The organism is Staphylococcus equorum, assembly GCF_029531845.1.
In the GTDB taxonomy this organism is placed as follows: domain Bacteria; phylum Bacillota; class Bacilli; order Staphylococcales; family Staphylococcaceae; genus Staphylococcus; species Staphylococcus equorum_C.
This window is the reverse complement of sequence record NZ_JAMBPV010000001.1, coordinates 232663-257447: the sequence shown is the minus strand read 5'-3', so window position 1 is coordinate 257447 and position 24785 is coordinate 232663. Positions and strand designations below refer to the sequence as shown.

Annotated in this window: 19 protein-coding genes, 2 tRNA genes, 1 riboswitch and 1 other annotated feature; of the genes, 19 read left to right on the top strand and 2 right to left on the bottom strand. The window is 35.9% G+C overall.

Features of this window, described 5'->3' with window-relative positions; translation table 11 throughout:
• Positions 1-33: 33 nt before the first annotated feature.
• Positions 34-846 carry an NAD(P)H-hydrate dehydratase gene (locus M4L39_RS01165; RefSeq protein WP_277580349.1) on the bottom strand — a complete coding sequence of 271 codons (813 nt, stop codon included), beginning with the start codon at positions 844-846 and terminating at the stop codon, positions 34-36.
• A gap of 404 nt (positions 847-1250) precedes the next feature.
• Between M4L39_RS01165 and hutH the strand changes: the two genes are divergently transcribed.
• The 10 genes from hutH (at position 1251) to M4L39_RS01115 (ending at position 13642) form a co-directional block, all read left to right on the top strand.
• Entirely contained in the window at positions 1251-2759 is a 1509-nt protein-coding gene (hutH, locus tag M4L39_RS01160) for a histidine ammonia-lyase (protein ID WP_277580348.1), read from the top strand.
• Between the two features lie 63 nt (positions 2760-2822).
• Positions 2823-3017: a binding site (T-box leader), on the top strand.
• A 67-nt stretch (positions 3018-3084) separates the two neighbouring features.
• The gene (serS, locus tag M4L39_RS01155) at positions 3085-4368 is read left to right on the top strand and encodes a serine--tRNA ligase (RefSeq protein ID WP_277580347.1); all 1284 of its coding nucleotides are present in this window, start codon (positions 3085-3087) and stop codon (positions 4366-4368) included.
• Between the two features lie 327 nt (positions 4369-4695).
• Positions 4696-5391 (top strand): AzlC family ABC transporter permease, encoded by a 696-nt coding sequence (locus tag M4L39_RS01150; RefSeq protein WP_277580346.1) that lies wholly within the window; start codon positions 4696-4698, stop codon positions 5389-5391.
• Positions 5388-5717: an AzlD domain-containing protein gene (locus tag M4L39_RS01145; RefSeq protein ID WP_277580345.1), complete on the top strand. Its 330-nt coding sequence runs from the start codon at positions 5388-5390 to the stop codon at positions 5715-5717. Before M4L39_RS01150 ends, M4L39_RS01145 begins: the two co-directional genes overlap by 4 nt.
• Before the next feature lie 127 nt (positions 5718-5844).
• Positions 5845-5945: riboswitch (SAM riboswitch) on the top strand.
• Positions 5946-6005: 60 nt separating this feature from the next.
• On the top strand, positions 6006-6974 hold the full coding sequence (metX, locus tag M4L39_RS01140) for a homoserine O-acetyltransferase MetX (RefSeq protein ID WP_277580344.1): 969 nt from the start codon (positions 6006-6008) through the stop codon (positions 6972-6974).
• A 309-nt stretch (positions 6975-7283) separates the two neighbouring features.
• Complete coding sequence (locus M4L39_RS01135; RefSeq protein ID WP_277580343.1) at positions 7284-8210, top strand: DUF2232 domain-containing protein; 927 nt, start codon at positions 7284-7286, stop codon at positions 8208-8210.
• Between the two features lie 14 nt (positions 8211-8224).
• Positions 8225-10192 carry a DHH family phosphoesterase gene (locus tag M4L39_RS01130; protein WP_277580342.1) on the top strand — a complete coding sequence of 656 codons (1968 nt, stop codon included), beginning with the start codon at positions 8225-8227 and terminating at the stop codon, positions 10190-10192.
• On the top strand, positions 10189-10635 hold the full coding sequence (rplI, locus tag M4L39_RS01125; protein ID WP_002506229.1) for a 50S ribosomal protein L9: 447 nt from the start codon (positions 10189-10191) through the stop codon (positions 10633-10635). Before M4L39_RS01130 ends, rplI begins: the two co-directional genes overlap by 4 nt.
• 30 nt (positions 10636-10665) lie before the next feature.
• On the top strand, positions 10666-12069 hold the full coding sequence (dnaB, locus tag M4L39_RS01120) for a replicative DNA helicase (protein ID WP_277580341.1): 1404 nt from the start codon (positions 10666-10668) through the stop codon (positions 12067-12069).
• A gap of 289 nt (positions 12070-12358) precedes the next feature.
• A complete protein-coding gene (locus tag M4L39_RS01115) occupies positions 12359-13642 on the top strand; it encodes an adenylosuccinate synthase (protein ID WP_277580340.1) in 1284 nt (427 codons plus the stop codon).
• A 107-nt stretch (positions 13643-13749) separates the two neighbouring features.
• Here M4L39_RS01115 and M4L39_RS01110 read toward each other — a convergent pair whose 3' ends face one another.
• Positions 13750-14964 (bottom strand): macrolide family glycosyltransferase, encoded by a 1215-nt coding sequence (locus M4L39_RS01110; RefSeq protein ID WP_277580339.1) that lies wholly within the window; start codon positions 14962-14964, stop codon positions 13750-13752.
• 286 nt (positions 14965-15250) lie between these two features.
• On the opposite strand from M4L39_RS01110, the gene M4L39_RS01105 reads away from it, so the two are divergent.
• The 9 genes from M4L39_RS01105 to M4L39_RS01065 all read left to right on the top strand — a co-directional run bounded on the left by M4L39_RS01105 (position 15251) and on the right by M4L39_RS01065 (position 24512).
• Positions 15251-15325 (top strand) — tRNA-Glu (locus tag M4L39_RS01105).
• 7 nt (positions 15326-15332) lie between these two features.
• Positions 15333-15405, top strand: a tRNA-Asp gene (locus tag M4L39_RS01100).
• Between the two features lie 473 nt (positions 15406-15878).
• Positions 15879-16340, top strand: a complete 462-nt coding sequence (locus M4L39_RS01095) for a MarR family winged helix-turn-helix transcriptional regulator (protein WP_277580338.1) — start codon at positions 15879-15881, stop codon at positions 16338-16340.
• Between the two features lie 364 nt (positions 16341-16704).
• Positions 16705-18111, top strand: coding sequence for a DHA2 family efflux MFS transporter permease subunit (locus M4L39_RS01090; RefSeq protein WP_277580337.1), 1407 nt, complete (start codon positions 16705-16707; stop codon positions 18109-18111).
• Positions 18112-18533: 422 nt separating this feature from the next.
• On the top strand, positions 18534-19235 hold the full coding sequence (gene yycF, locus M4L39_RS01085; protein ID WP_002506236.1) for a response regulator YycF: 702 nt from the start codon (positions 18534-18536) through the stop codon (positions 19233-19235).
• A 13-nt stretch (positions 19236-19248) separates the two neighbouring features.
• Positions 19249-21081, top strand: coding sequence for a cell wall metabolism sensor histidine kinase WalK (gene walK, locus M4L39_RS01080; protein ID WP_277580336.1), 1833 nt, complete (start codon positions 19249-19251; stop codon positions 21079-21081).
• Positions 21071-22411 (top strand): YycH family regulatory protein, encoded by a 1341-nt coding sequence (locus tag M4L39_RS01075; protein ID WP_277580335.1) that lies wholly within the window; start codon positions 21071-21073, stop codon positions 22409-22411. The genes walK and M4L39_RS01075 overlap by 11 nt, the downstream gene beginning before the upstream one ends.
• Positions 22412-23191: a two-component system regulatory protein YycI gene (locus M4L39_RS01070; protein WP_277580334.1), complete on the top strand. Its 780-nt coding sequence runs from the start codon at positions 22412-22414 to the stop codon at positions 23189-23191.
• 520 nt (positions 23192-23711) lie between these two features.
• Positions 23712-24512 carry an MBL fold metallo-hydrolase gene (locus tag M4L39_RS01065; RefSeq protein ID WP_277580333.1) on the top strand — a complete coding sequence of 267 codons (801 nt, stop codon included), beginning with the start codon at positions 23712-23714 and terminating at the stop codon, positions 24510-24512.
• Positions 24513-24785 lie beyond the last annotated feature (273 nt).

The following is a 24785-nucleotide window of genomic DNA, read 5'->3' as shown; positions in this document are numbered from 1 at the left end:
ACCTCATTAAGGTAGGTCTTTTTTAGTTATAAATTAGCTTTCTAATGATTTCATTACATGTGGAATTTCGCTTATAAGTCTTGATGGTGGCACGACATACATTTTCTCTGCTAACTGTTCACCAATGAAGCTATGTGCGTATGTTGCACTTGTGACAGCTTCCTGAGTGTCATCAAATTGCCCGACGAAACTCGTAATCATTCCAGCCAGTGTATCACCCATGCCTCCGGTTGCCATAGCAGGCGTACCGATTGGTAATTTATACTCTTTGTCTTTGAAATAAATTTCCGTACCATGCATTTTTAGGACAATAGTTGCGCCAATACGATCTACCGCTTCACGATTACGTTCATATGTTTGTTCCTCAATAGGAATACCACTTAAACGTTCCCATTCTTTTTGATGCGGTGTAAAAATGACATGACAAGCAGGTATTTCAGGTTTCAATTTACTGAAAATCGTTATAGCATCGCCATCTACGATTAGCGTTTGATGCGGTTGAATATTTTGTAGTAAGAATGTGATTGCGTTATTACCTTTAAAATCACAACCTAATCCAGGGCCGATTAAGATACAATCTGTGTTTTCAATCATTTTTGTTAACATTTTTGTATCATTAATATCAATGACCATTGCTTCCGGACAACGAGAATGTAATGCAGCATGGTTCGTTGGGTGTGTAGCTACTGTTATTAGCCCACTGCCACTATAAACACATGCACGTGCTGCAAGCATGATTGCGCCACCTAAGTTTGCATTACCTCCAATTAAAAGGATTCTGCCATAATCACCTTTATGTGTATCATCTTCACGTTTAGGAATGCTTACCGATGATAAAGTTTCCATATTGAAACCTCCTTTTAAAATTCATGATCATTTAACGCGCTTCATTTTTGAATAATATGCGTAAAAGTGAGCATTTAAAATTACGAAAGTAATCATAAAGCCACTTTAAAATCTTCAATTATATATGCAAAATATTGCTGTCTATTGAAGGGTTTTTGTTTTGGGAATTTTTAAGCTGTTTTTTAATACAATAGAAAATAATAAACCCGCATGGCATTTAAGTCAATAGGTAAAGCTGTTAAGAAATTATTAAGTTTTCTAAAAAGGAGCATTTAGCTCCTTTACCCTATTAAATCAGTGATTTGATACCATGTTACGGATGTGTTAAAAGCTATTGTTCTACCGAAAATGTAAGCGTATACTCTAATTAATTGAATTAAACTCATAAGCAAGGAGATGGAGAAATGACATTACAATTAAATGGGGAAATGCTTAAAATTGAAGATATCAGGAAATTTTTGTATCAGAAAGATACAGTGGAAGTGACTGAAGAAGCTTTTGAACGGGTGAAGCAGAGCCGTCAAACAGTAGAGAATATTATAGCAAATAAAGAGACAGTCTATGGTATTACAACAGGTTTTGGTTTATTCAGTGATGTGCGTATTGATGAAGGGGAATATAATCAATTACAAGTTAATCTTATTCGTTCTCATGCATGTGGTATGGGGGATCCATTTTCAGAAGAAGTGTCATTAGTGATGATGGTATTAAGATTAAACACCCTACTTAAAGGACATTCTGGTACTACAGTAGATTTGGTAGAACAGCTCGTATACTTCATTAATAATAGAATTGTGCCAGTAGTTCCACAGCAAGGTTCACTTGGTGCTTCTGGAGATTTAGCACCGTTATCTCATTTAGCATTGGCCTTGATAGGTGAGGGCAACGTCTTTTACCAAGGGGAAGAGGTAGACAGTCGGTACGTCTTAAATAACTTGAATCGTAAGCCATTGGAATTACAAGCAAAAGAGGGATTAGCACTGATCAATGGTACACAGGCGATGACTGCCCAGGGTGTAATTAACTATATAGAAGCAGAAAGTCTAGGTTATCAATCAGAATGGATTGCTTCACTTACACATCAGGCACTCAATGGTATTACAGATGCTTATAATGAAAAGGTACATAAAGCACGTAACTTCCAAGAACAAATTGATGTAGCTGCACGTATGCTAGATTGGTTAGAAGGTTCTGAGTTAACAACGACACAAGGTGAAATACGCGTTCAAGATGCTTATACTTTACGCTGTATTCCACAAATTCATGGCGCAAGTTTCCAAGTGTTCAATTATGTTAAAGAAAAACTAGAATTTGAAATGAATGCAGCAAATGATAATCCACTTATATTTGATGAAGATGATGAAACGCTTGTGATATCAGGCGGTAATTTCCATGGACAACCGATTGCTTTTGCTTTAGATTTCTTAAAATTAGGCGTGAGTGAATTGGCTAATGTTTCAGAACGTCGTCTAGAAAGACTTGTGAATCCACAATTGAATAATGGCTTGCCTGCCTTTTTAAGTCCACAACCAGGTTTACAAAGCGGCGCAATGATTATGCAGTATGCGGCAGCAAGTTTAGTTTCAGAAAATAAGACACTTGCACATCCGGCTAGTGTAGATTCTATACCGTCGTCAGCCAACCAAGAAGATCATGTATCTATGGGAACGATTGCTTCTCGTCACGGTTATATGATGATAGAGAATGCACGACGTGTCTTAGCAATAGAGACGATTATTGCATTACAAGCTGTAGAATATAAAGATATTGATAAGCTATCACCAAAAACGTATGAAAAATACCAAACGTTACGTCAAATAATACCTTCGATCACAGAAGATAGACAATTTCATAAAGATATCGAAGCGGTATCGCAATATTTACATGATATTGCGTATATGAATGAGATATAATAGACGTTAGCATTGTCACTCTTGAAAAACATAAGGTTATTTGCTATATTTAAAACAAGTTAATAAGTTATTGTTCGTAGGCTAAGTAGTATTAAGTGTTTGATTTCAGAGAACTTGTGGTTGGTGTGAACAAGTAATCAACGTTAGTGTGAATCTACCTACTATTAGAAGAACAATCGGCTTTGGCCGTTATTTATGGAGAGTGCAGTCTAATTTGGCTGTTAAATAGGGTGGCAACACGTAGACCACGTCCCTTGTAAAGGGGATGTGGTCTTTTTTGTGTTATTATCCAAACATTTTTAAAATATGAAAGGATGAATTCGACATGTTAGACATTAAATTATTCCGTAATGAACCTGATTTTCTTAGAGAAAAAGTAACAAAGCGTGGTATGGATGCTCAAGTAGTGGACGATATTTTAGCATTAGATGAAAAACGTCGCCAATTAATTAGCCAAGCTGAAGAAATGAAAGCGCAACGTAACAAAGTAAGTGGTGAGATTGCTCAGAAGAAACGTAATAAAGAAAATGCAGATGACGTTATTGCTGAAATGCGTAAACTTGGAGATGAAATTAAAGTCTTAGATGACGATTTAAATCAACTAGACCGAGATCTTAATGATAAATTGTCTCGCATTCCTAATATAATTCAGGATGATGTTCCTGTTGGCGCATCAGATGAAGAAAACGTAGAACTTAAACGCTGGGGGACCCCAAGAAACTTTGATTTTGAAGAAAAAGCACATTGGGATCTTGTAGAAGATTTAAAAATGGCTAACTTTGAACGTGGTGCTAAAGTATCAGGTGCGAGATTTGTTTTCTTAACTGGTGAAGGTGCACAATTAGAAAGAGCTTTAATGAACTATATGGTAACGAAACATACAACACAACATGGTTATACAGAAATGATGGTACCACAATTAGTAAATGCAGATTCAATGTATGGTACGGGTCAATTACCTAAATTTGAAGACGATTTATTTAAAGTTGAAAAAGAAGGTTTATACACAATTCCAACAGCTGAAGTACCATTAACAAACTATTACCGTAATGAAATCATCGCTCCAGATGTCTTACCTGCTAAATTCACCGCACAATCAGCATGTTATCGTAGTGAAGCGGGTTCAGCCGGACGTGATACAAGAGGTCTAATTCGTCTACACCAATTCAACAAAGTTGAAATGGTTCGTTTTGAAAAACCAGAAGATTCTTGGGATGCACTTGAAGAAATGACAAACCATGCAGAAGCGATTTTAGAAGAACTTGTGTTACCTTATCGTCGCGTGAATCTATGTACAGGTGACATTGGATTTGGAGCTAGTAAAACATATGACTTAGAAGTTTGGTTACCAAGCTATAATGATTATAAGGAAATTAGTTCTTGTTCAAATGTGACTGACTTCCAAGCTCGTCGTGCGAATATCCGTTTCAAACGTGATAAAAATGCTAAACCAGAATTAGTGCATACACTAAATGGTAGCGGGTTAGCAGTTGGACGTACATTTGCAGCAATCGTTGAAAACTATCAAAACGCAGACGGTTCTATTACAATACCAGATGCTTTAGTTCCATATATGGGCGGTAAAACAGAGATTCGTCCTGTAAAATAAATTTAAACAAGTATGATTAAAAGCGCGTAGCAAAGACATTTGCTACGCGCTTTTAGTTATCTCGAGGTGGGGTAGGGGAGGTGTAAAATAAGTGAATTTATAAAAATATGTAAGTAGTCTTGACGCTTTTTATGTAGAAAATATAAGGTCAGTCTAAAATATTCCATAAAATAATGACATGTTTAAAATACTGTTAAAACAACTATTTTAAACAGAGGGTTGTATGACGTCACACAAACTGACCACTAAAGTTATTGAATGAAACTCCTGATTTATATTAAACTTAAGCTATTGTTTTTTAAAATTAAAAATGGAAGGAGTGAGGTGATGGAAGCACATGTAACTTTTAAACAAGGTGTGAAAGAATGTGTTCCTACATTATTAGGATACGCTGGGGTAGGGTTGTCTTTTGGAATTGTTGCTGTAGCCTCAGGGTTTAGTTTGCTTGAAATTATCTTACTCTGTTTACTCGTATATGCTGGCGCTGCACAATTCATTATTTGTGCATTAGTCACCGCTGGTACACCGATTTCTGCGGTTGTGTTAACGGCATTTATCGTAAACTCTAGAATGTTTCTATTGAGTATGACACTTGCACCGAGTTATCAATCGTACGGCTTATTAAATCGAATAGGGCTTTCAACGCTTATTACAGATGAGACATTTGGTGTAGCAATTACGCCACATCTTAAAGGAGAAAAAATTAACGATCGCTGGTTACATGGTTTAAATATCACAGCTTATTTGTTTTGGACGTTTGCTTGTGTCATGGGCGCTATTTTTGGAAAATACATAAACAACCCAGAAACGTTAGGGTTAGATTTCGCTATTGCTGCGATGTTTATCTTTTTAGCCGTATCACAGTTTGAATCAGTTAAACGGTCTCGTATCAAGACTTATTTTGTATTAATTATAACTGTAATTGTCATGATGCTTCTATTAAGTCTCTTTATGCCATCTTACGTGGCAATTATTCTTGCTTCTACTATAGCGGCTGGACTCGGGGTGGTGATGGAACGATGACAACAACTACGCATATGCTCATTATTATATTGCTTTGTGGTATTGTGACATGGTTTACACGGATTATACCGTTTTTACTTATATCTAAAATCCATCTATCTGAAAGAGTCGTAAAATGGTTGTCGTTTATACCAATCACGCTATTTACTGCTTTAGTTATTGATGGTTTGATTGAACAGCAAGATGGAATGATGGGTTATAATATCAATGTGCCATTTCTAATTACGATGGTCCCAACAGTAGTGATTGCAGTTATGACACGTAGTTTAACAATTACAATCATAGGCGGCATTATCATTATGGCGGCATTAAGATGGGTGTTTTAATTATTTCATTGATGTAAATCGTTTTATCCGTTAGAATGACAATAATTAGAAAATTCCGACTTTTTTGGAACGGATTGATTGTTGGAACATCAATAGTAGTAATGTAGTGCAATACAATTAAAATTAAATCTTATTTCGAGAAGCTAAGGGATTTGGCCCATTGATGCTTCAGCAACCGGCTCAATAAAGTACGGTGCTAAAACCAACGATATAGTCGAATGATAAGTAATTTTCAACTTCTTACTTATTGAATAGTGAGGAGTTTTTTTACTAAGTAGGAGGTAAGTCATGACGAATTATACGGTTGATACATTAGAATTAGGACCATTTACAACAGAGTCAGGAGAAACAATCTCAAACTTAAAATTACGTTACGAACATGTTGGATTAACAGGTCAACCACTTGTTGTGGTATGTCATGCTTTGACAGGGAATCACTTAACGTATGGCACAAGCGAACAACCTGGATGGTGGAGAGGTATTATTGATGGTGGTTATATGCCGATTAACGATTATCAGTTTTTAACTTTCAATGTAATTGGTAGCCCATTTGGTTCCAGTTCTGCACTTACGGATGAGGATTTTCCACAACAAGTGACTTTGCGTGATATTGTGCGTGCAATTGAATTAGGTATTGAGCGTTTAGGCTTCGAGCGTATCAATATACTAATAGGTGGCTCTTTAGGGGGCATGCAGGCAGTAGAGTTATTATATAACCGTAAATTTGATGTTGATAAAGCAGTTATACTTGCTGCGACACAGAGAACATCTTCATATAGTCGTGCATTTAATGAAATTGCGAGACAAGCAATTCATTTAGATCATGAACAAGGTATGAGTATCGCAAGACAGCTCGGTTTCTTAACATACCGTTCGTCTAAAAGTTATGAACATCGCTTCTCGCCAGATCAAGTTGTTGCATATCAAAAACACCAAGGTGATAAGTTTATGAAGCATTTTAGTTATTCATGTTATTTAACACTGCTTGATGTCTTAGACAGCCACGATGTGGATAGAGGGCGTGATGACGTGGACGAAGTGTTCAGCAGACTGGATACTAAAATGATGACGATGGGCTTTGCGGATGACTTACTTTACCCAGATGATCTTGTTTATGCAGTTGGCCAACGTTTCAAATACCATAAACATTTCTTTGTACCTGACAATGTAGGACATGATGGATTTTTAGTTAATTTTAATGATTGGGCACCTAATTTATATCATTTCTTAAAAGTTTATAAGATCAAGCGTAAATGAGAGTAACTGTATTATAGAATATTAAATTTAGGACGACAGAACAGAGTCAAGATAACTATTTAGGATATACAAGGTAGACTGACCGCTATTGTATGTCCTATTTTTTATGGGGAAATGCGTGGAAATATCTATTATTTTGTGAAGTAATAGGGGATGTTTCTGTAGCTAGTATCAACTTAAATGATGAATGTTAGTTTATCTTCGGTTGGCTGAATGTGTAGCGTATTTTTAACTTCTATAGAAATGAGTTGGCAATAATTGTATAAAAGTTTTAAAGAGGTTAAAATAAAAGTTATAGTCAAAAATAGTATGGGAGTGGCGAATTTGTTTTCAAAAATATATCCTAAGGCAACTATACTTAGTATAATCACACTAATCGTAGTAGCTTTAGCTTTACATATATTACCACCGCTTGGACTTGTGTTAAGTTTGTTTGCGACAATTCCAGGCATTATTTTATGGCATAAGTCTGTAGAATCATTTGGTTTAACAGCAGTCGTAACGGTTGTATTAACAACTTTATTAGGTAATATATTCGTATTAAGTATCATGGTCCTCGTGCTCTTAGTGAGTTTCGTTGTTGGCCAATTATTAAAAGAACGTACATCTAAAGAACGTATACTTTATATTACAACTACATACGTGAGTATGATCTCGTTAATTGCATTTATGGCATTACAAACATTTGATAAAATACCAACGTCAACAACATTGATGAAACCTGCGAAAGATCAAATACATTATTATATTTCTAATGCAGGTGTCGGTTCAGATTATAAACAAATGTTTGAAGAAACATTCCGTCAATTATCAGTTCAATTACCAAGTTATGTAATCATTGCAGTATTTATACTTATATTAATCAATTTACTAGTTACTTTTCCAATTTTACGTAAATGCAAAATTGCTACACCAATATTCAAACCATTATATGCGTGGCAAATGAAGCGCACATTGCTATGGATGTATATGATTGTCCTGCTGTGTGTTATGTTTGCCGTCGAACCGAGTACGTTCCAAAGTATCGTATTAAACTTCGAAATTGTGTTATCATTATGTATGTATATTCAGGGATTAAGTGTGATTCACTTTTTCGGAAAGGCAAAATCAATGCCGCTCACAATTACTGTGATTTTAATGGTAATAGGGACAATTCTAATGCCACTTACACATATTGTAAGTCTCCTGGGTGTTATAGATTTATGTATTAACTTAAAACGTATCATTAAAAAATGATTTGAGGTGGAAAAATGAATCGTCAATCCACTAAAAAAGCCTTGCTCTTGCCATTTATCATAATGGCGCTCACAGCAATTGCGCTTGTTGTAATATGGTTTGTTTTTAACCAAATTATGGCAGGCATCGCTGCGATTGTCTTAGTGGTTATAATTATAGGGACAGTATTTTTGGTAAGACAAGCTTTGCAAAAACTAGATAACTATGTAGATGATCTGAGTGGTCATATCTCTGAAGGTAGCAACATCGCAATTAAGAATTTACCTATCGGGATGATTATCTTAGACGAAAATGAAAACATAGAGTGGATGAACCATTTTATGTCGGAACGATTAGATCGTAATGTGATTTCCGACCCAGTTAACGAAGTATATCCTAATATCTTAAAACAATTAGAAAAAACACAAGAAATTGAAATTAAAGAAAATGAATATCACTATCGCGTTCGATATTCTGAAAAAGAACATGTTTTATACTTCTTCGATATTACAGAAGAAATCCAAACGCAAGAATTATACGAAGAATCTAAACCGATTATTGCAACACTATTCTTAGACAATTACGATGAGATTACTCAAAATATGAATGATACACAAAGGTCGGAAATTAACTCTATGGTTACGCGCGTCATCAGTAGATGGGCGACAGAATATAACATTTATTTCAAACGTTATAGTTCTGATCAATTTGTGGCATACTTAAATCAGCGTATTTTAAAAGATATCGAAGAATCTAATTTTAGTATTTTAAGTCAACTTCGTGAAAAGAGTGTCGGTTACCGTGCTCAACTTACATTAAGTGTTGGTGTCGGTGAAGGTTCTGAAAATCTCGTTGATCTGGGTGAACTTTCTCAGTCAGGCCTTGATTTAGCACTCGGTCGTGGTGGCGACCAAGTAGCGATTAAGAGTATGAATGGTAATGTACGTTTCTATGGTGGTAAGACTGACCCAATGGAAAAACGTACGCGTGTGAGAGCACGAGTGATTTCACATGCCTTAAAAGATATCTTGATGGAAGGCGACAAAGTAATTATTATGGGACATACACGTCCTGATTTAGATGCAATCGGTGCAGCAATTGGTGTATCTCGTTTTGCAATGATGAATAATTTGGATGCCTACATTGTATTAAATGAATCAGATATCGATCCAACGTTACGTCGTGTCATGGATGCGGTGAATGAAAAACCAGAACTAAAAGATCGTTTCATTACTTCTGATGAAGCGTGGGATATTATGACATCTAAGACAACCTTAGTCATCGTAGATACGCATAAACCTGAAATGGTAATTGATGAAAATATTTTAAATAAAGCAAACCGTAAAGTCGTGATTGATCATCACAGACGTGGTGAAAGCTTTATCTCTAGTCCATTACTTATATATATGGAACCTTATGCAAGTTCGACAGCTGAACTTGTCACAGAATTACTAGAGTATCAACCGACAGAACAACGTCTGACACGCTTAGAATCAACAGTTATGTTTGCCGGTATCATCGTAGATACACGTAATTTCACATTGCGCACAGGTTCTAGAACATTTGATGCCGCAAGTTATTTACGTGCACATGGTGCCGATACGATATTGACACAGCATTTCTTGAAAGATGATCTCGATACGTATATCAATCGTACTGAGTTGATTCAAACAGTGAAACTGCAAGAAAATGGGGTAGCAATTGCCCATGGTTCCAATGACAAAATCTATCATCCTGTTACAGTTGCACAAGCTGCCGATGAACTGTTAAGTTTAGATGGTGTAGAGGCTTCATATGTAATAGCGAGACGAGAAGATAATCTCATTGGTATGTCTGCCCGCTCACTTGGTGCAGTAAATGTTCAATTAACAATGGAAGCACTTGGCGGTGGCGGTCATTTAACAAATGCAGCTACGCAAATGAAAGATGTAACTGTCGATGAAGCAATCGAAAAATTACAACAAGCTATAACAGAACAAATGAGTAGGAGTGAAAATTCATGAAAGTAATATTCACACAAGATGTAAAAGGTAAAGGTAAAAAAGGCGAAGTTAAAGACGTACCAGTAGGTTATGCAAATAACTTCTTAATAAAGAAAAATTATGCGGTGGAAGCAACACCAGGTAACTTAAAACAATTAGAACAAAAAAATAAAGCAGCTGAAGCTGAGCGTCAACAACAAATTGAAGACGCTAAACAATTAAAAGAACAATTAAGTAATATTGAAGTCGAAGTATCTGCTAAAACAGGTGAAGGTGGCAAATTATTTGGTTCAGTAAGTACGAAACAAATCACACAAGCGTTACAAAAACAACACGACATCAAGATTGATAAACGTAAAATGGACTTACCAAATGGTATCCATGCATTGGGTTACACAAACGTACCAGTTAAATTAGACAAAGAAGTCGAAGGTACAATTCGTGTACACACAGTTGAACAATAATAACGGATTGAGATATGAGGTGTAATCGTAATGGATGGAATGTATGAACAAAATCAAATGCCACACAGTAATGAGGCTGAGCAGTCTGTCTTAGGTGCCATTATCATAGATCCAGAATTGATCAACACAACTCAGGAAGTATTACTTCCTGAGTCCTTTTATAGAGGCGCGCATCAACACATCTTTAGAGCCATGATGAACCTCAACGAAGACAACAAAGATATTGACGTGGTAACAATCATGGATCAATTGTCACAAGAAGGACGATTGAATGAAGCGGGTGGTCCACAATACCTAGCTGAATTATCTAGTAATGTGCCAACCACACGTAATATTCAGTACTACACAGAAATCGTATTTAAACACGCAACCAAGCGTAAATTAATACAAACAGCTGATAGTATTGCGAATGATGGTTACAATGATGAACTGGAACTAGATACGATACTGAACGACGCTGAACGTCGTATATTAGAATTATCTTCCACACGTGAAAGTGACGGATTTAAAGACATTAGAGACGTACTTGGAGAAGTATATGAGACAGCAGAATTATTAGATCAAAACAGTGGTCAGACACCAGGTATTCCTTCGGGGTACCGTGATTTAGACCAGATGACAGCAGGGTTTAACCGTAATGATTTGATTATTTTAGCTGCCCGTCCTTCTGTAGGTAAGACTGCCTTCGCGCTTAATATTGCGCAGAAAGTAGCTACAAATGAGCGTAATTATTCAGTTGGCATCTTCTCGCTTGAGATGGGTGCGGACCAATTAGCGACACGTATGATTTGTAGTTCGGGCAACGTCGATTCTAACCGTTTAAGAACAGGTGCAATGACTGAAGAAGACTGGAATCGTTTTACAATTGCAGTAGGTAAGTTATCGCGTACAAAGATATTTATCGATGATACGCCAGGTATCCGTATTACAGATATTCGTTCAAAATGTCGACGTTTGAAACAAGAGCATGGTCTAGACATGATAGTGATTGACTATTTACAATTAATTTCAGGTAGTGGTTCACGTTTTTCAGATAACAGACAACAAGAAGTTTCTGAGATTTCTCGTACATTAAAAGCAATTGCCAGAGAACTTGAGTGCCCTGTTATCGCACTAAGTCAGCTATCACGTGGCGTTGAGCAACGTCAAGATAAACGACCAATGATGAGTGATATACGTGAATCTGGTTCGATTGAGCAAGATGCCGATATCGTTGCCTTCCTATATCGTGATGATTATTACAATCAAGGCGAAGATGAAGACGACGATGATGACACGAATTATGAACCACAAACGAATGATGATAATGGTGATATTGAAATTATTATTGCCAAACAACGTAACGGTCCTACTGGAACGGTGAAGCTCCACTTTATGAAGCAATATAATAAGTTTACAGATATAGATTATGCCCATGCAGATATGATGGGTTAGAAAAAAGATAAAATTAATTTTTCCGTACAATAATACAAATATATGTTTTATTGTACGGTTTTTGTTTGGATTTTATTCGTAATTCTTAATGTAAGTATGTATCTTTTTTTAACGCAAATTATAATGAAAAACTTGGTATTACTATGTTTATCGGACTTATTGCAACGTTTGAATATTGATGGGGGTTAGAAAAATGACGAAAAATCAATGTTCGATTTTTGTTTGCAATATCGTTGTGGTATTGGTAGAATACTCATTGGTTAATTGAGAAAAACTTGGAGGTGCTCATATGTCATCAATAGTAGTCGTTGGGACACAATGGGGAGACGAAGGTAAAGGTAAAATTACGGATTTTCTAGCAGAACAAGCAGATGTTATTGCACGTTTTTCAGGCGGTAATAATGCGGGCCACACAATTATATTTGGTGGAGAAACTTATAAATTGCACTTAGTACCATCTGGTATTTTTTATAAAGAAAAATTATCAGTGATTGGTAATGGTGTAGTCGTAGATCCAGTTGCACTATTAAAAGAATTAGATGCTTTAAATGAACGAGGTATTTCAACAGATAATTTACGTATTTCTAATCGTGCACAAGTTATTTTACCTTATCACTTAAAACAAGATGAATATGAAGAAGAACGCCGTGGAGATAATAAAATTGGCACAACGAAAAAAGGTATCGGCCCAGCTTATGTAGATAAAGCGCAACGTATCGGTATCCGTGTGGCAGATTTATTAGACAAAGAAACATTTGAACAATTATTAAAAAATAACATTGAATATAAAAATGATTACTTCAAAGGTATGTTCGGCAAAGCATGTCCAACTTTTGATGAAATCTTTGAAACATATTACGCAGCAGGGCAACGTATCGCACCTTTCGTAGTGGACACAGCTAAAGTATTAGATGATGCGTTTGTAGCAGAAGAAAAAGTATTATTTGAAGGCGCTCAAGGCGTTATGTTAGACCTTGATCACGGTACATACCCATATGTAACTTCAAGTAACCCAGTAGCAGGTAACGTTACTGTAGGTGGGGGTGTTGGTCCAACATTCGTATCTAAAGTAATCGGTGTATGTAAAGCATATACATCTCGTGTAGGTGATGGCCCATTCCCAACAGAACTATTCGATGAAGATGGTCACCACATCCGTGAAGTTGGCCGTGAATACGGTACAACAACTGGTCGTCCACGTCGTATCGGTTGGTTTGACTCAGTTGTATTACGTCATTCTCGTCGTGCAAGTGGTATCACAGACTTATCAATCAACTCTATTGATGTATTAACTGGTCTTAAAGAAGTGAAAATTTGTACAGCTTATGAGTTAGATGGCGTAGAAATCACTGAATATCCAGCAAACTTGAAAGACTTAAATCGTTGTAAACCAATCTTTGAAACACTACCAGGTTGGACTGAAGACATTACAGGTTGTCGTTCATTAGAAGAATTACCTTCAAATGCACGTAGATATTTAGAACGTATTTCTGAGCTATGTGATGTGAAGATTTCAATCTTCTCAGTAGGCCCAGACCGTAACCAAACAAACTTATTAAAATCTTTATGGTAGGAAAATAATAACAAGTTAGGCTTCTAGCCTAATTATGAAAAAATACCTTGTAGAGTTCCCGTTTAGGGTGCGTCTACAAGGTATTTTTATTTATATATAACTGCTATTTAATTTAATTGGCAAACTTCATTGCGAAAAGCGAGTATTTGGTCTACTGCATATGCATAGCCCGCTTTGTCGAGAGGTTGTACGTTTTTTACTTTTTCGATATGTCGTTGATAATACATTTGATTTTCTAACATTTCTGATACAGCACAGCTTAATTGTACAGGTGTAAAGGCATCAGCATCAATGTGATGACCTACATTTAAGTTTGCAATCTGTTTGGCTACCACAGGTTGGTCTGCGCTCTGTGGGAAGGCTAGCATAGGCACGTTCATCATCATAGCCTCATTAGTACTATTCATACCCGCATGTGTTAAGAATAACGCTGTGTGCTGTAATAATTCAGTTTGTGGTACATAGCTTTTAATTATAAAATTGTCCGGTATCTCATCGAAATCTTTGATGCGATTTGTTTCACCGATAGAAACTACGACCGATGCATTCACGTCTGCTAACGCTTTAAAACATTTATTGAAAAAAGCGATATTTTGATTAAAAACAGTTCCTAAAGAAATGTAAATGATTGGTCGTGTTTGATCGATGTCATCCATAAAGCCAGAGGGTTGCGGTTGAATGACTGAAGGACCAGTAAAGACACAACGCTGTGCATCAAACAGGTTATAATTCATTTGGAAACCTTTCATTACATAACATAAGTTGAAATCTCCAGGATTATTCATCACTTCAAAGCGAGAAGGTACCTCAACATTATATGTAGATTCAATATGTTGTTTCAATTCATTAAATGTTTGATCGGCTTGTTTAATTTCATTGGCATCAACCATTGTTGTTAATTTTTCTGTAAATGCATCAAAACTTTGTTTGCTATGCGCAAATGATGCAATAGAAGATATTGAAGGGATATTTAATTTTTGCGCAATGATATGGCCACAACTAAACATAGAATCGTGAATCATATAATCATAATGCTCATCTTGTGTTTCTTCTAAAATTTGAGGCACAATGATATCCGCAGTTTTCAATAAACCGTTCATTACATTATATAAATGATGTTGACCATAAGATCTAAAACGGTCGAGTATAGCATCAGTAGGTAACGTACGTACTTCTACACCTGTGCCAGCTAATTTATCTTTATATTTATCGCATATATAATAAACGACGTTTTCACCGCGCTCAACGAGTTCTTTACATACTGCAATAGTTGGATTAAAATGTCCGGGTGATCCTGAGTTGATAAATAATACGTTTGCCAAGGATAAGCCTCCTAATATATTTTATTACACAAGTGTAGCAAAAAGTTTTGAAAACAAAAAAGATTTTAATTTTAATAGTTTGGTTTAAAATTAAAAATATTTGTACGCTATTGAATGAATTTAAAGTTTTTTCCATTTTCATTAATGGCTTCATAGCAGTTTTTTCAAAATAAATCTTAAATTACTAACTTTATACAATTAATATAGAAAATTATACTAATAAAATTAAAAAAAGAGCTTGTCTTCCTTCTAGAGACTTGGTATAATTTAACTTGTGCTTAAGACAGGCTCCTTGGTCAAGCGGTTAAGACACCGCCCTTTCACGGCGGTAACACGGGTTCGAGTCCCGTAGGAGTCACCATTTTTTAGGTCTCGTAGTGTAGCGGTTAACACGCCTGCCTGTCACGCAGGAGATCGCGGGTTCGATTCCCGTCGAGACCGTATAATGCCCATCCAATAGGATGGGCATTTTTTTTGGGAGTGGGACAGAAATCTAATGTTTTTAACAAGATTTCGTCGTATGAACCTGGCCCGGCAAAGCTGACTGTAAAATGGAATACAAGCGCTGAAGCTCTTGCATAAGAACTACTTGGCTTCATAAATGAAGTAGTAGTTCTTTAATAGCTTGGTATAAGTGCATTTTCAATACAGTCAGCCACTGCCAGTATAATGATTGAGGTTGAGACATGTATATATGTCTCAGCTTTTTTAATTATCATTTGATTATACTAGTGTTATTACATATAGAAGCTATAAAATGAGCTTAATTTGAATTTAATAAAAAAATTGCTTATGATAAATGAGCATATGGTAGACTAATTTCAATTTTCAACATAAAAAGCAATTTGGTGTCGGACTGAGGATTAAGATTTATTGATATAGCATCATATGAAATCAATATGAGGAGTGTAAGTATGGCAAATGTTAAAAGCATAGAAGGATTAGATCTTATAGATTTAATTAGTGAGCGGCATGGTGAATTAAGACAACAGGTAAATACTATAACATCAGAGCGCATACAGGGCGTTCAATTCAGTAGTTCAGAATGGTATCTTATTAATAAAATAAACTATGAAAAACCAAGTTTTGCCGAACTCACAAGAAAAATCCATCTTACGCGCCAAGCTATTCATAAAGCAATTAAACAATTAGAACACAAAGGTGTCGTTCAAGTTGAAGCTGTGCCCAATAATAAAAAAGAAAAACGCGTTGTCTTAACTGAATTAGGAGCTCAGTGTTATGAACACTATAAGGATTATAAATCACAAGTCATCAAACATATGGAAACAGTGATTGGTAGCAGACAAATAGAGCAACTTAAACAAGTACTACAACAAGATTGGCATTTAGAAGATATTGAAATAAATACTAAATAGATACTTAGGTGTCAGACAACAGAAGCAATTGTTTGATGCTTAATTTTTTAAAAATAAATTTGTCAACTAGGTTGACAATAATTAAAAATATTTGGTACAGTAAGTAAGTTCATATTGAGCGGACGTTGTTTGTTATCATCATGATTAATTTATTTCCTGGGTGATACTAAACCGATGTTCAATTTATATAGACTATAATGAAATGGAAATATAGGAATAAGTAGTAAAGCGTGGAGATGAATTTAATAAAAATGAGCGACAAAGAAAGATTGGTTTACTCTTGAATGTTTACTTCAAGACAACACTCATTTTATATCTCTAAAATATACTTATACTTCGTTTACCATAAAAAGGAGTATATCAAATGGCAACACAAGTATTAGTGAAAAATCCAAAAATGTATGCACTCGTATTAATGATTGGCGGATTTATGGGTCTATTTAGTGAAACAGCATTAAATATGGCTTTAACAGATATCATGGCTGATTTTCAAGTTTCAGCAGCAACCGTACAATGGTTAACGACAGGTTATTTACTCGTCATGGCTTGTTTAGTTCCTGCGTCTTTGTATTTAATCAAATGGTTTAATACAAAGTCTCTAGTTATTACAGGTATATTATTATCTTTATTAGGCGTCATCGTAGGCGCACTTGCACCTAACTTTGGTTTGTTATTGTTAGGACGTATTATTCAAGCATTAGGTACAGGTATTTTGTTACCGATTATGGTGACAGTACTGATGTTAATCTTCCCAATTGAAAAACGTGGCGCAGTGATGGGCATTATGGGACTTGTTATCACAGCAGGACCAGCACTCGGGCCGACGTTATCAGGTGTTATTATTTCAGCATCAAGTTGGCACTTCATCTTCTGGATTAGCGCAATTTTATATATTGTCGTATTATTGATGGCATTTTCACACGTTGAAAATGTTGGTGAAATTACGAAACCTAGAATTGATATTCTATCGATTTTCTTATCGACGGTTGGTTTTGCAGGACTTATCTTCGCGTTAAGTTCAATGGCAGAAGCGGCGTTTACAGATGCAATCGTATGGGCGCCATTAGCGATTGGTGTCATTGGATTAGCAATCTTTATCGTTCGTCAGTTTAAAATCGATTCACCGATGCTTAACTTAAACGTATTTAAGTACCCAATGTTTATATTAGGCGCGGCAATGGTCTTCATAACGATTTTATGTATATTGGCTACAGGTATTTTATTACCACTATATTTAAAAGGCGCGCTATTATTTAGTTCTGTTGTTGCCGGTTTAATCTTATTACCGGGTAACGCAGTGAACTTAGTATTGTCGCCAGTTATAGGATCGCTATTTGATCGCTTTGGTGCGAGATACTTTGGCATTATAGGATTCGTGCTGATGTTTATCTCAGCAATCTCATTTGCGTTCATGATTTCAGCTTCTACACCTGTATGGGCAATCATTCTCGCATTCATGGTATTATTCTTTGGTATATCCATGGTCATGATGCCAGCACAAACAAATGCTTTAAATCAGCTCCCACATCATCTTTATGCAGATGGTTCAGCTACGATTACAACGTTAATTCAAGTAGGCGGTTCTGCCGGTACAGCGATTGCCATTACAATTTATACCACGGCAATGAAGTCATTCGGCTCAACTAACCCGAATGCTGCACAAGAAGTTGTTCTTGCGCACGGCATCCAATATACCTTCTTCTTTATAGTAGGTTTAACAATAATTGGATTTATACTGTCTCTATTTGTTAAAAAAACGAAAACAATCTAAAAATGATAAGTGATACATATAAATAAGCGACGCTACATGTAGAAATTAGAGCGAAGGAATCATTCTCCGCTGTAACATGAATACATGAGCCGTTACTTCCTATATGTATCACTTTTTTGATTTTTGTATGGAAGATGCATGCGTATTACATGTTGATTAAAATGAAGGTAAATGCAAACTACATATAGGCTATAGGCAAGAAATTCGATTGATACACTTATATTGTTTACACTTGATGCATCTATGATTTATCGATAAGTACCCATTTAATACGAACAATGTTATAATTTTACAATATACAAATATAATTTTCTATTTAGAAAATAGAATTAATATGACATAAATGGTAAATTATACTAGAGAGAAATACGTAGAATTTTAAAAAAAGAACGTACTACAATTTAGAAATGAGGTTTATAAATATGGCTAGAAAAGTTGTTGTAGTCGATGATGAAAAACCAATTGCTGATATTTTAGAATTTAACTTAAAAAAAGAAGGTTACGAAGTATTTTGTGCATACGACGGTGACGATGCAGTTGATTTAATATATGAAGAAGAACCCGACATCGTGTTATTAGATATTATGTTACCAGGACGTGACGGCATGGAAGTATGTCGTGAAGTACGTAAGAAATTTGAAATGCCGATTATCATGCTTACTGCAAAAGACTCAGAAATTGATAAAGTGTTAGGCCTTGAACTCGGTGCAGATGATTATGTAACGAAACCGTTTAGTACACGCGAATTAATCGCACGTGTGAAAGCAAACTTACGTCGTCATTATTCACAACCAGCACAAGAAGTGGATAATGCATCAAATGAAATTTCTATTAAAGACATTGTTATTTATCCTGATGCATACTCTATCAAAAAACGTGGCGGAGAAATTGACTTAACACACCGAGAATTCGAATTATTCCATTACTTATCTAAACATATGGGTCAAGTAATGACACGTGAACATTTATTGCAAACTGTTTGGGGTTATGACTATTTTGGTGACGTGCGTACAGTAGACGTAACAATTCGACGCTTACGTGAAAAAATCGAAGACGATCCATCTCATCCAGAATATATTGTGACTCGTCGTGGCGTTGGATATTTCCTCCAACAACATGACTAGGGGACGCTTATAAATGAAATGGCTTAAATATTTTCAGTCTTTACACACGAAACTTGTTATTGTCTATGTGTTGCTCATTGTAATCGGTATGCAAATTATCGGTTTATATTTTACCAATAGTCTAGAAAAAGAACTAACACAAACATTTAAAAATAATATTTCGCAATACGCGAAACAAATCGAAATTAATATAGAAAAAGTCTATGACGAAGACAATTCCGTTAATGCTCAAAAAGAAGTTCAAAACTTATTAAATGAGTATGCCAATAGACAAGAAATAGAAGAAATACGCTTTATTGATAAAGATCAGATTATTATGGCGACTTCAAAGCAGTCTACGCGTAGTCTAATAAATCAAAAAGCGAATGATAACTCTATCCAAAAAGCCTTATCTTTAGGCGAAATTAATAGCCATACCGTATTAAAAGATTACGGTAACGGGAAACAACGTGTGTGGGTGTATAACTTACCAGTTAAAACATCAAACGACGGAACGATAGGTAATGTCTATATCGAAGCGGATATTAACGATGTATTTAAACAACTTAGCAGTATTAACCAAATCTTTATCGTTGGTACAGGGATTTCCTTATTAATTACTGTTATCCTTGGTTTCTTTATTGCGCGTACGATTACGAAGCCAATTACAGACATGCGGAACCAAGCTGCAGAGATGTCTAAAGGTAACTATACCCAACGCGTAAAAATATACGGTAACGATGAGATTGGGGAGCTGGCACTTGCCTTTAATAATCTCTCGAAACGTGTACAAGAAGCGCAAGCGAATACCGAAAGTGAGAAGCGTCGCTTAGACTCAGTTATCACCCATATGAGTGACGGTATTATTGCAACGGATCGCCGTGGTCGAGTGCGTATTGTAAACGACATGGCGTTGACGATGATGGGCTCATTAAAAGAAGACATTATCGGAGACTACATGTTAAATGTCCTTAAACTAGAAGAAGATTTCTCTTTAGATGAAATTCAAGAGAATAATGATAGCTTCTTATTAGATATTAATGAAAACGAAGGCATTATTGCGCGCGTTAACTTTAGTACAATCGTACAAGAAACAGGATTTGTGACAGGTTACATTGCCGTACTACATGACGTTACAGAGCAACAACAAGTAGAACGCGAACGTCGTGAGTTCGTAGCAAATGTCTCACATGAATTACGTACACCACTGACATCTATGAACAGTTATATCGAAGCTTTAGAAAGCGGTGCTTGGGAAGATAAAGAACTCGCACCACAATTCTTATCCGTAACACGTGAAGAAACAGAACGTATGATTCGTCTCGTAAACGATCTATTACAATTATCTAAAATGGATAACGAATCCGATCAAATTACGAAAGAAATCATAGACTTTAATATGTTTATCAATAAAATTATTAACCGTCACGAAATGTCCGATAAGGAAACGACATTCGTCCGTGAAATTCCAAATAATACGATTTTTACAGAAATCGATCCAGACAAGATGACACAAGTATTTGATAATGTTATTACCAATGCGATGAAGTATTCTCGTGGCGATAAACGTGTAGAGTTTCACGTGAAACAGAACGCGTTATACAATCGTATGACGATACGAGTGAAAGATAATGGTATTGGTATTCCAATTAATAAAGTAGATAAAATCTTTGACCGTTTCTACCGTGTGGATAAAGCACGTACACGTAAAATGGGTGGTACAGGCTTAGGCTTAGCCATTTCCAAAGAAATTGTTGAAGCACATAATGGTCGCATTTGGGCAAACAGTGTAGAAGGACAAGGAACATCAATCTTCATTACACTGCCATGTGAAGTACTAGAAGATGGTGATTGGGATGCGGAGTAAAGAGTTAATCAAATCCATCATCCTATACCTTTTAGTATTAATGAGTGCTGTGCTGACATACATGACGTGGAACTTCTCGCCAGACTTAGCGAATGTAGATCAACAAGATAGTAGCAATAAAGATGCTAAAGCAAATACGATAGGTAAACCGCTCGATCAAGGGATGAGTAAAGTCGTGGCCCCGTATCAAATCATTCACTCTAATGGTGAAGATACAGAAGGTATGGAAGCGACACGTAGCAACGTCGAAGAGACTATCAGTCCCTTGAAAAACCAGCGCGTACTGCATGCCGAACAAATGCATAGTAATCATAATTTGATTATTCCAGACTTAAGCGATGAATTTTTAGTATTGGATTTCAGTTATGATATGCCACTAGCAACCTATTTAGGTCAAGCATTGAACATCGATGCCAAAGTACCAAATAACTTTAAATTTGATCGTCTATTAATTGATGACAATGAAGATGGCAAAGTAAAACTCTATGCAATTAGTAAAGATCGTCATAATGTCGTTCGTATGACGACGACGGCGAAGATGAGTTCATTTGCTAAAAAAATGAAAGAACAACAAAAAAGTATGAAACCATATACAGAGATTATTACGAATAAAGACACCATCGATAAAGCAACGCATATCTTTGCACCAAAGGCACCTAAAGGTTTGAAATCATACCACACGATTTACAACCGCATCAGTGTCGATACGATGAATTCTATACTCTTCAATGACTCCGTAGTCGTACGTAGCACGAAAAGCGGTACAGCGACATACAATAACAACACCGGTGTCGCCAACTACAGTGAAGATAATGAAAAATATCGTTACACGAATCTCTCAGAAGATGAGGATCGTTCAACAAACATGCAAGACAGTATTCCAAGTACTTATGATTACATCAACAGACATGGTGGCTTCACAGATGATTACAGACTCTTCAGCACAGATAATAAAGGCGGCGAACTGACATACCAAATGTTCTTAAACGGCCGTCCAACCTTCAATGATGACGAGTTGAATAATATTAAAGTCTCATGGAGCGATAAAGGCGTCTTCAGTTATGCACGTGCATTGTTAAAATCTAATGTCACAATAGATAGCGGTGAAGATGAAATAGATTTACCAGGAGCTGAAACGGTGCGTTCAGAACTGGCAAATAATCCTGAAATCGACTTTGAAGAAGTAACAAATATGACGATTGGTTACAACATGGAACACAAAGATGATGGTAGCGACATCGAAATTCAACGTAATAGTGAATTCAAACCACAATGGTATGTAGAGTATAAAGGTGATTGGCTTGCATACAAAGATGGGGGGCTAGAATAAATGAACTGGAAACGCGCAAAAACATTATTTATTATAGTATTTATTCTAGTCAACATTAGTCTGATTATTATTTACGTGGATAAAGTTAATAAATCACAAATTAATGACAGTGAAGACGAAAGTGGAGTGAATTTTAAGCAAGAAGAAATTAAAATTCCAGAAAATCTCCCAAGCGTGAATGGTTTGAAAATGCAATTACTGACAGCAAGATCGAATGATTTTTCATCTTATGCGAAGACACGTCCAAGCATCACAAGCGAGTCTTCAGGCGCAGTTGCCAAAGGTGATATTAGCGACCCGATTAATATCAGCAATGACCAATTCACCGACCTTAAATCGTATGTCAAAGGCAGCGTGTATAAAGGTGAAGATTATGAAATGAGTCATATTGATGATGAAAAAGTTACCTTTGAACAGACGTATAATGATTATCCAATTATGAATAATAGTAGAGCGAAATTAGAATTTAATGTTGAAGATGGCAAATCTTCAAGTTATGAACAAACTGCTATGAAGTCTATCGAGCCTTCAGAAGGTACGAATAACGATAAAAAGCAAGTGAACACAGCGCGAAGTGCCATCGAGGACCTTTACTATAATCGTTATCTCAAACGCAATGACGAAGTAACCAATGCACGACTAGGCTACTATACTGTTGTCAAAGAGCCGAACGTTCAAGTGCTTGAAGCCAATTGGGAAATCAAAGTAAAACATGGCGACAAGATTAAGACATATTATGTAGAAGCCGTAGCAGACAGTCCGAAAATTATTGAAGAATAATCTTGTGGATAACTGTGGATAAGTTGAGAATAAACTATCGCGCACACCTTTTTACTAAGGTGTGCGTTTTTATGATGTTTGAATAAAAAACTTTAGACTCGCTTGCCTAGGACACGGTCTCAGCCTGTAGTCTTCGACTCATGTTGTTTCGTCAGGCGTCTTGTCCAAATTTTTACAAGTTACGTATAATTATTAAATAACTTTTTAGAACGTGATTAATGGAAATTAAAAGATAGATTACTATCTAAATAAACAATTTGGACATGCTGAAACCGAAAAGTATGTTAAAATTAAATACTGTTAATGAGAGTTATTAAAGAAGTATGAAATGGTTCGAAAGCGTATCATATACTTAGAATTTTGAAGATAGCTTAAGCTAATTTTTGATAAAGAGCTGGTTTCATATTCTCAAAAACTTAGATAAATCAATTTATTATAATAAATAATTAGACAGAGGGCATATTGATGGCACATAAACCGGAGACTGCCCCATCGCAATATAAGCAATAGATTAGAAAGGGTGAATCGCTTGATACGTATGAGCGCATTGGCGAGTGGCAGTACAGGGAACGCCACTTATGTGGAAAGTGATAAAGGTAGTATTCTTGTCGACGCGGGTTTGACAGGTAAGAAAATGGAAGAACTATTTAGTCAAATAGACAAACAAATTAAAGATTTAAATGGGATTTTAGTTACACATGAACATACAGACCATATTAAAGGACTAGGTGTGTTAGCGCGTAAATATGGCTTGCCGATTTATGCGAATGAAAAGACATGGACAGCCATTGAAAAGAAAGATAGTAAGATTCCAATGGATCAGAAATTCATTTTTAATCCATATGAAACAAAATCAATTGCTGGATTTGATATCGAATCGTTCAATGTTTCACATGATGCGATAGATCCACAATTCTACATTTTCCATAATAATTATAAGAAATTCACGATTTTAACAGATACAGGTTACGTTTCCGACCGTATGAAAGGTATGATTCAAGGTAGCGACGCTTTTATCTTTGAAAGTAATCACGATGTGGATATGTTACGCATGTGTGGTTATCCTTGGAAGACGAAACAACGTATACTTAGTGATATGGGACACGTTTCAAACGAAGATGCAGGTCTAGCAATGACAGACGTCATCACAGGTAGCACGAAACGCATTTACCTGTCTCATTTATCACAAGACAATAACATGAAAGACTTGGCACGCATGAGCGTCGGACAAGTCCTCAATGAACACGACATCGACACAAACAAAGAAGTATTGTTGTGTGATACTGATAAAGCCAAAGCAACACCGATATATACACTATAGATAATCTTAACTTCTTTGAAGTTTAGATTATCTTAATGCATTAGCTTTAGCTAATGTAATCCATGGTCAACATTAAAGCGAAGTAACCGATATCTCATTAGGAGGTATCGGTTTTTTATATTTTGCTAGTATATATGAATTAAAATACATTTAATAGGAGGGGTTTTTATAGGAAAATTTACTCAATAAAAGAAGGAATATATGGGCATACAACCCTAGGTCTTAACTGAAAATTACTATATGCAATTGACGGATAATTATAACAATCGGTGG

Coding starts and splice junctions, on each gene's coding strand:
- M4L39_RS01090 (WP_277580337.1), top strand. CDS start 16,705: ATGGCAACACAAGTATTAGTGAAAAATCCAAAAATGTATGCACTCGTA.
- M4L39_RS01135 (WP_277580343.1), top strand. CDS start 7,284: ATGGGAGTGGCGAATTTGTTTTCAAAAATATATCCTAAGGCAACTATA.
- dnaB (WP_277580341.1), top strand. CDS start 10,666: ATGGATGGAATGTATGAACAAAATCAAATGCCACACAGTAATGAGGCT.
- yycF (WP_002506236.1), top strand. CDS start 18,534: ATGGCTAGAAAAGTTGTTGTAGTCGATGATGAAAAACCAATTGCTGAT.
- M4L39_RS01165 (WP_277580349.1), bottom strand. CDS start 846: ATGGAAACTTTATCATCGGTAAGCATTCCTAAACGTGAAGATGATACA.
- M4L39_RS01150 (WP_277580346.1), top strand. CDS start 4,696: ATGGAAGCACATGTAACTTTTAAACAAGGTGTGAAAGAATGTGTTCCT.
- metX (WP_277580344.1), top strand. CDS start 6,006: ATGACGAATTATACGGTTGATACATTAGAATTAGGACCATTTACAACA.
- M4L39_RS01115 (WP_277580340.1), top strand. CDS start 12,359: ATGTCATCAATAGTAGTCGTTGGGACACAATGGGGAGACGAAGGTAAA.
- walK (WP_277580336.1), top strand. CDS start 19,249: ATGAAATGGCTTAAATATTTTCAGTCTTTACACACGAAACTTGTTATT.
- M4L39_RS01095 (WP_277580338.1), top strand. CDS start 15,879: ATGGCAAATGTTAAAAGCATAGAAGGATTAGATCTTATAGATTTAATT.
- rplI (WP_002506229.1), top strand. CDS start 10,189: ATGAAAGTAATATTCACACAAGATGTAAAAGGTAAAGGTAAAAAAGGC.
- hutH (WP_277580348.1), top strand. CDS start 1,251: ATGACATTACAATTAAATGGGGAAATGCTTAAAATTGAAGATATCAGG.
- serS (WP_277580347.1), top strand. CDS start 3,085: ATGTTAGACATTAAATTATTCCGTAATGAACCTGATTTTCTTAGAGAA.
- M4L39_RS01075 (WP_277580335.1), top strand. CDS start 21,071: ATGCGGAGTAAAGAGTTAATCAAATCCATCATCCTATACCTTTTAGTA.
- M4L39_RS01145 (WP_277580345.1), top strand. CDS start 5,388: ATGACAACAACTACGCATATGCTCATTATTATATTGCTTTGTGGTATT.
- M4L39_RS01130 (WP_277580342.1), top strand. CDS start 8,225: ATGAATCGTCAATCCACTAAAAAAGCCTTGCTCTTGCCATTTATCATA.
- M4L39_RS01070 (WP_277580334.1), top strand. CDS start 22,412: ATGAACTGGAAACGCGCAAAAACATTATTTATTATAGTATTTATTCTA.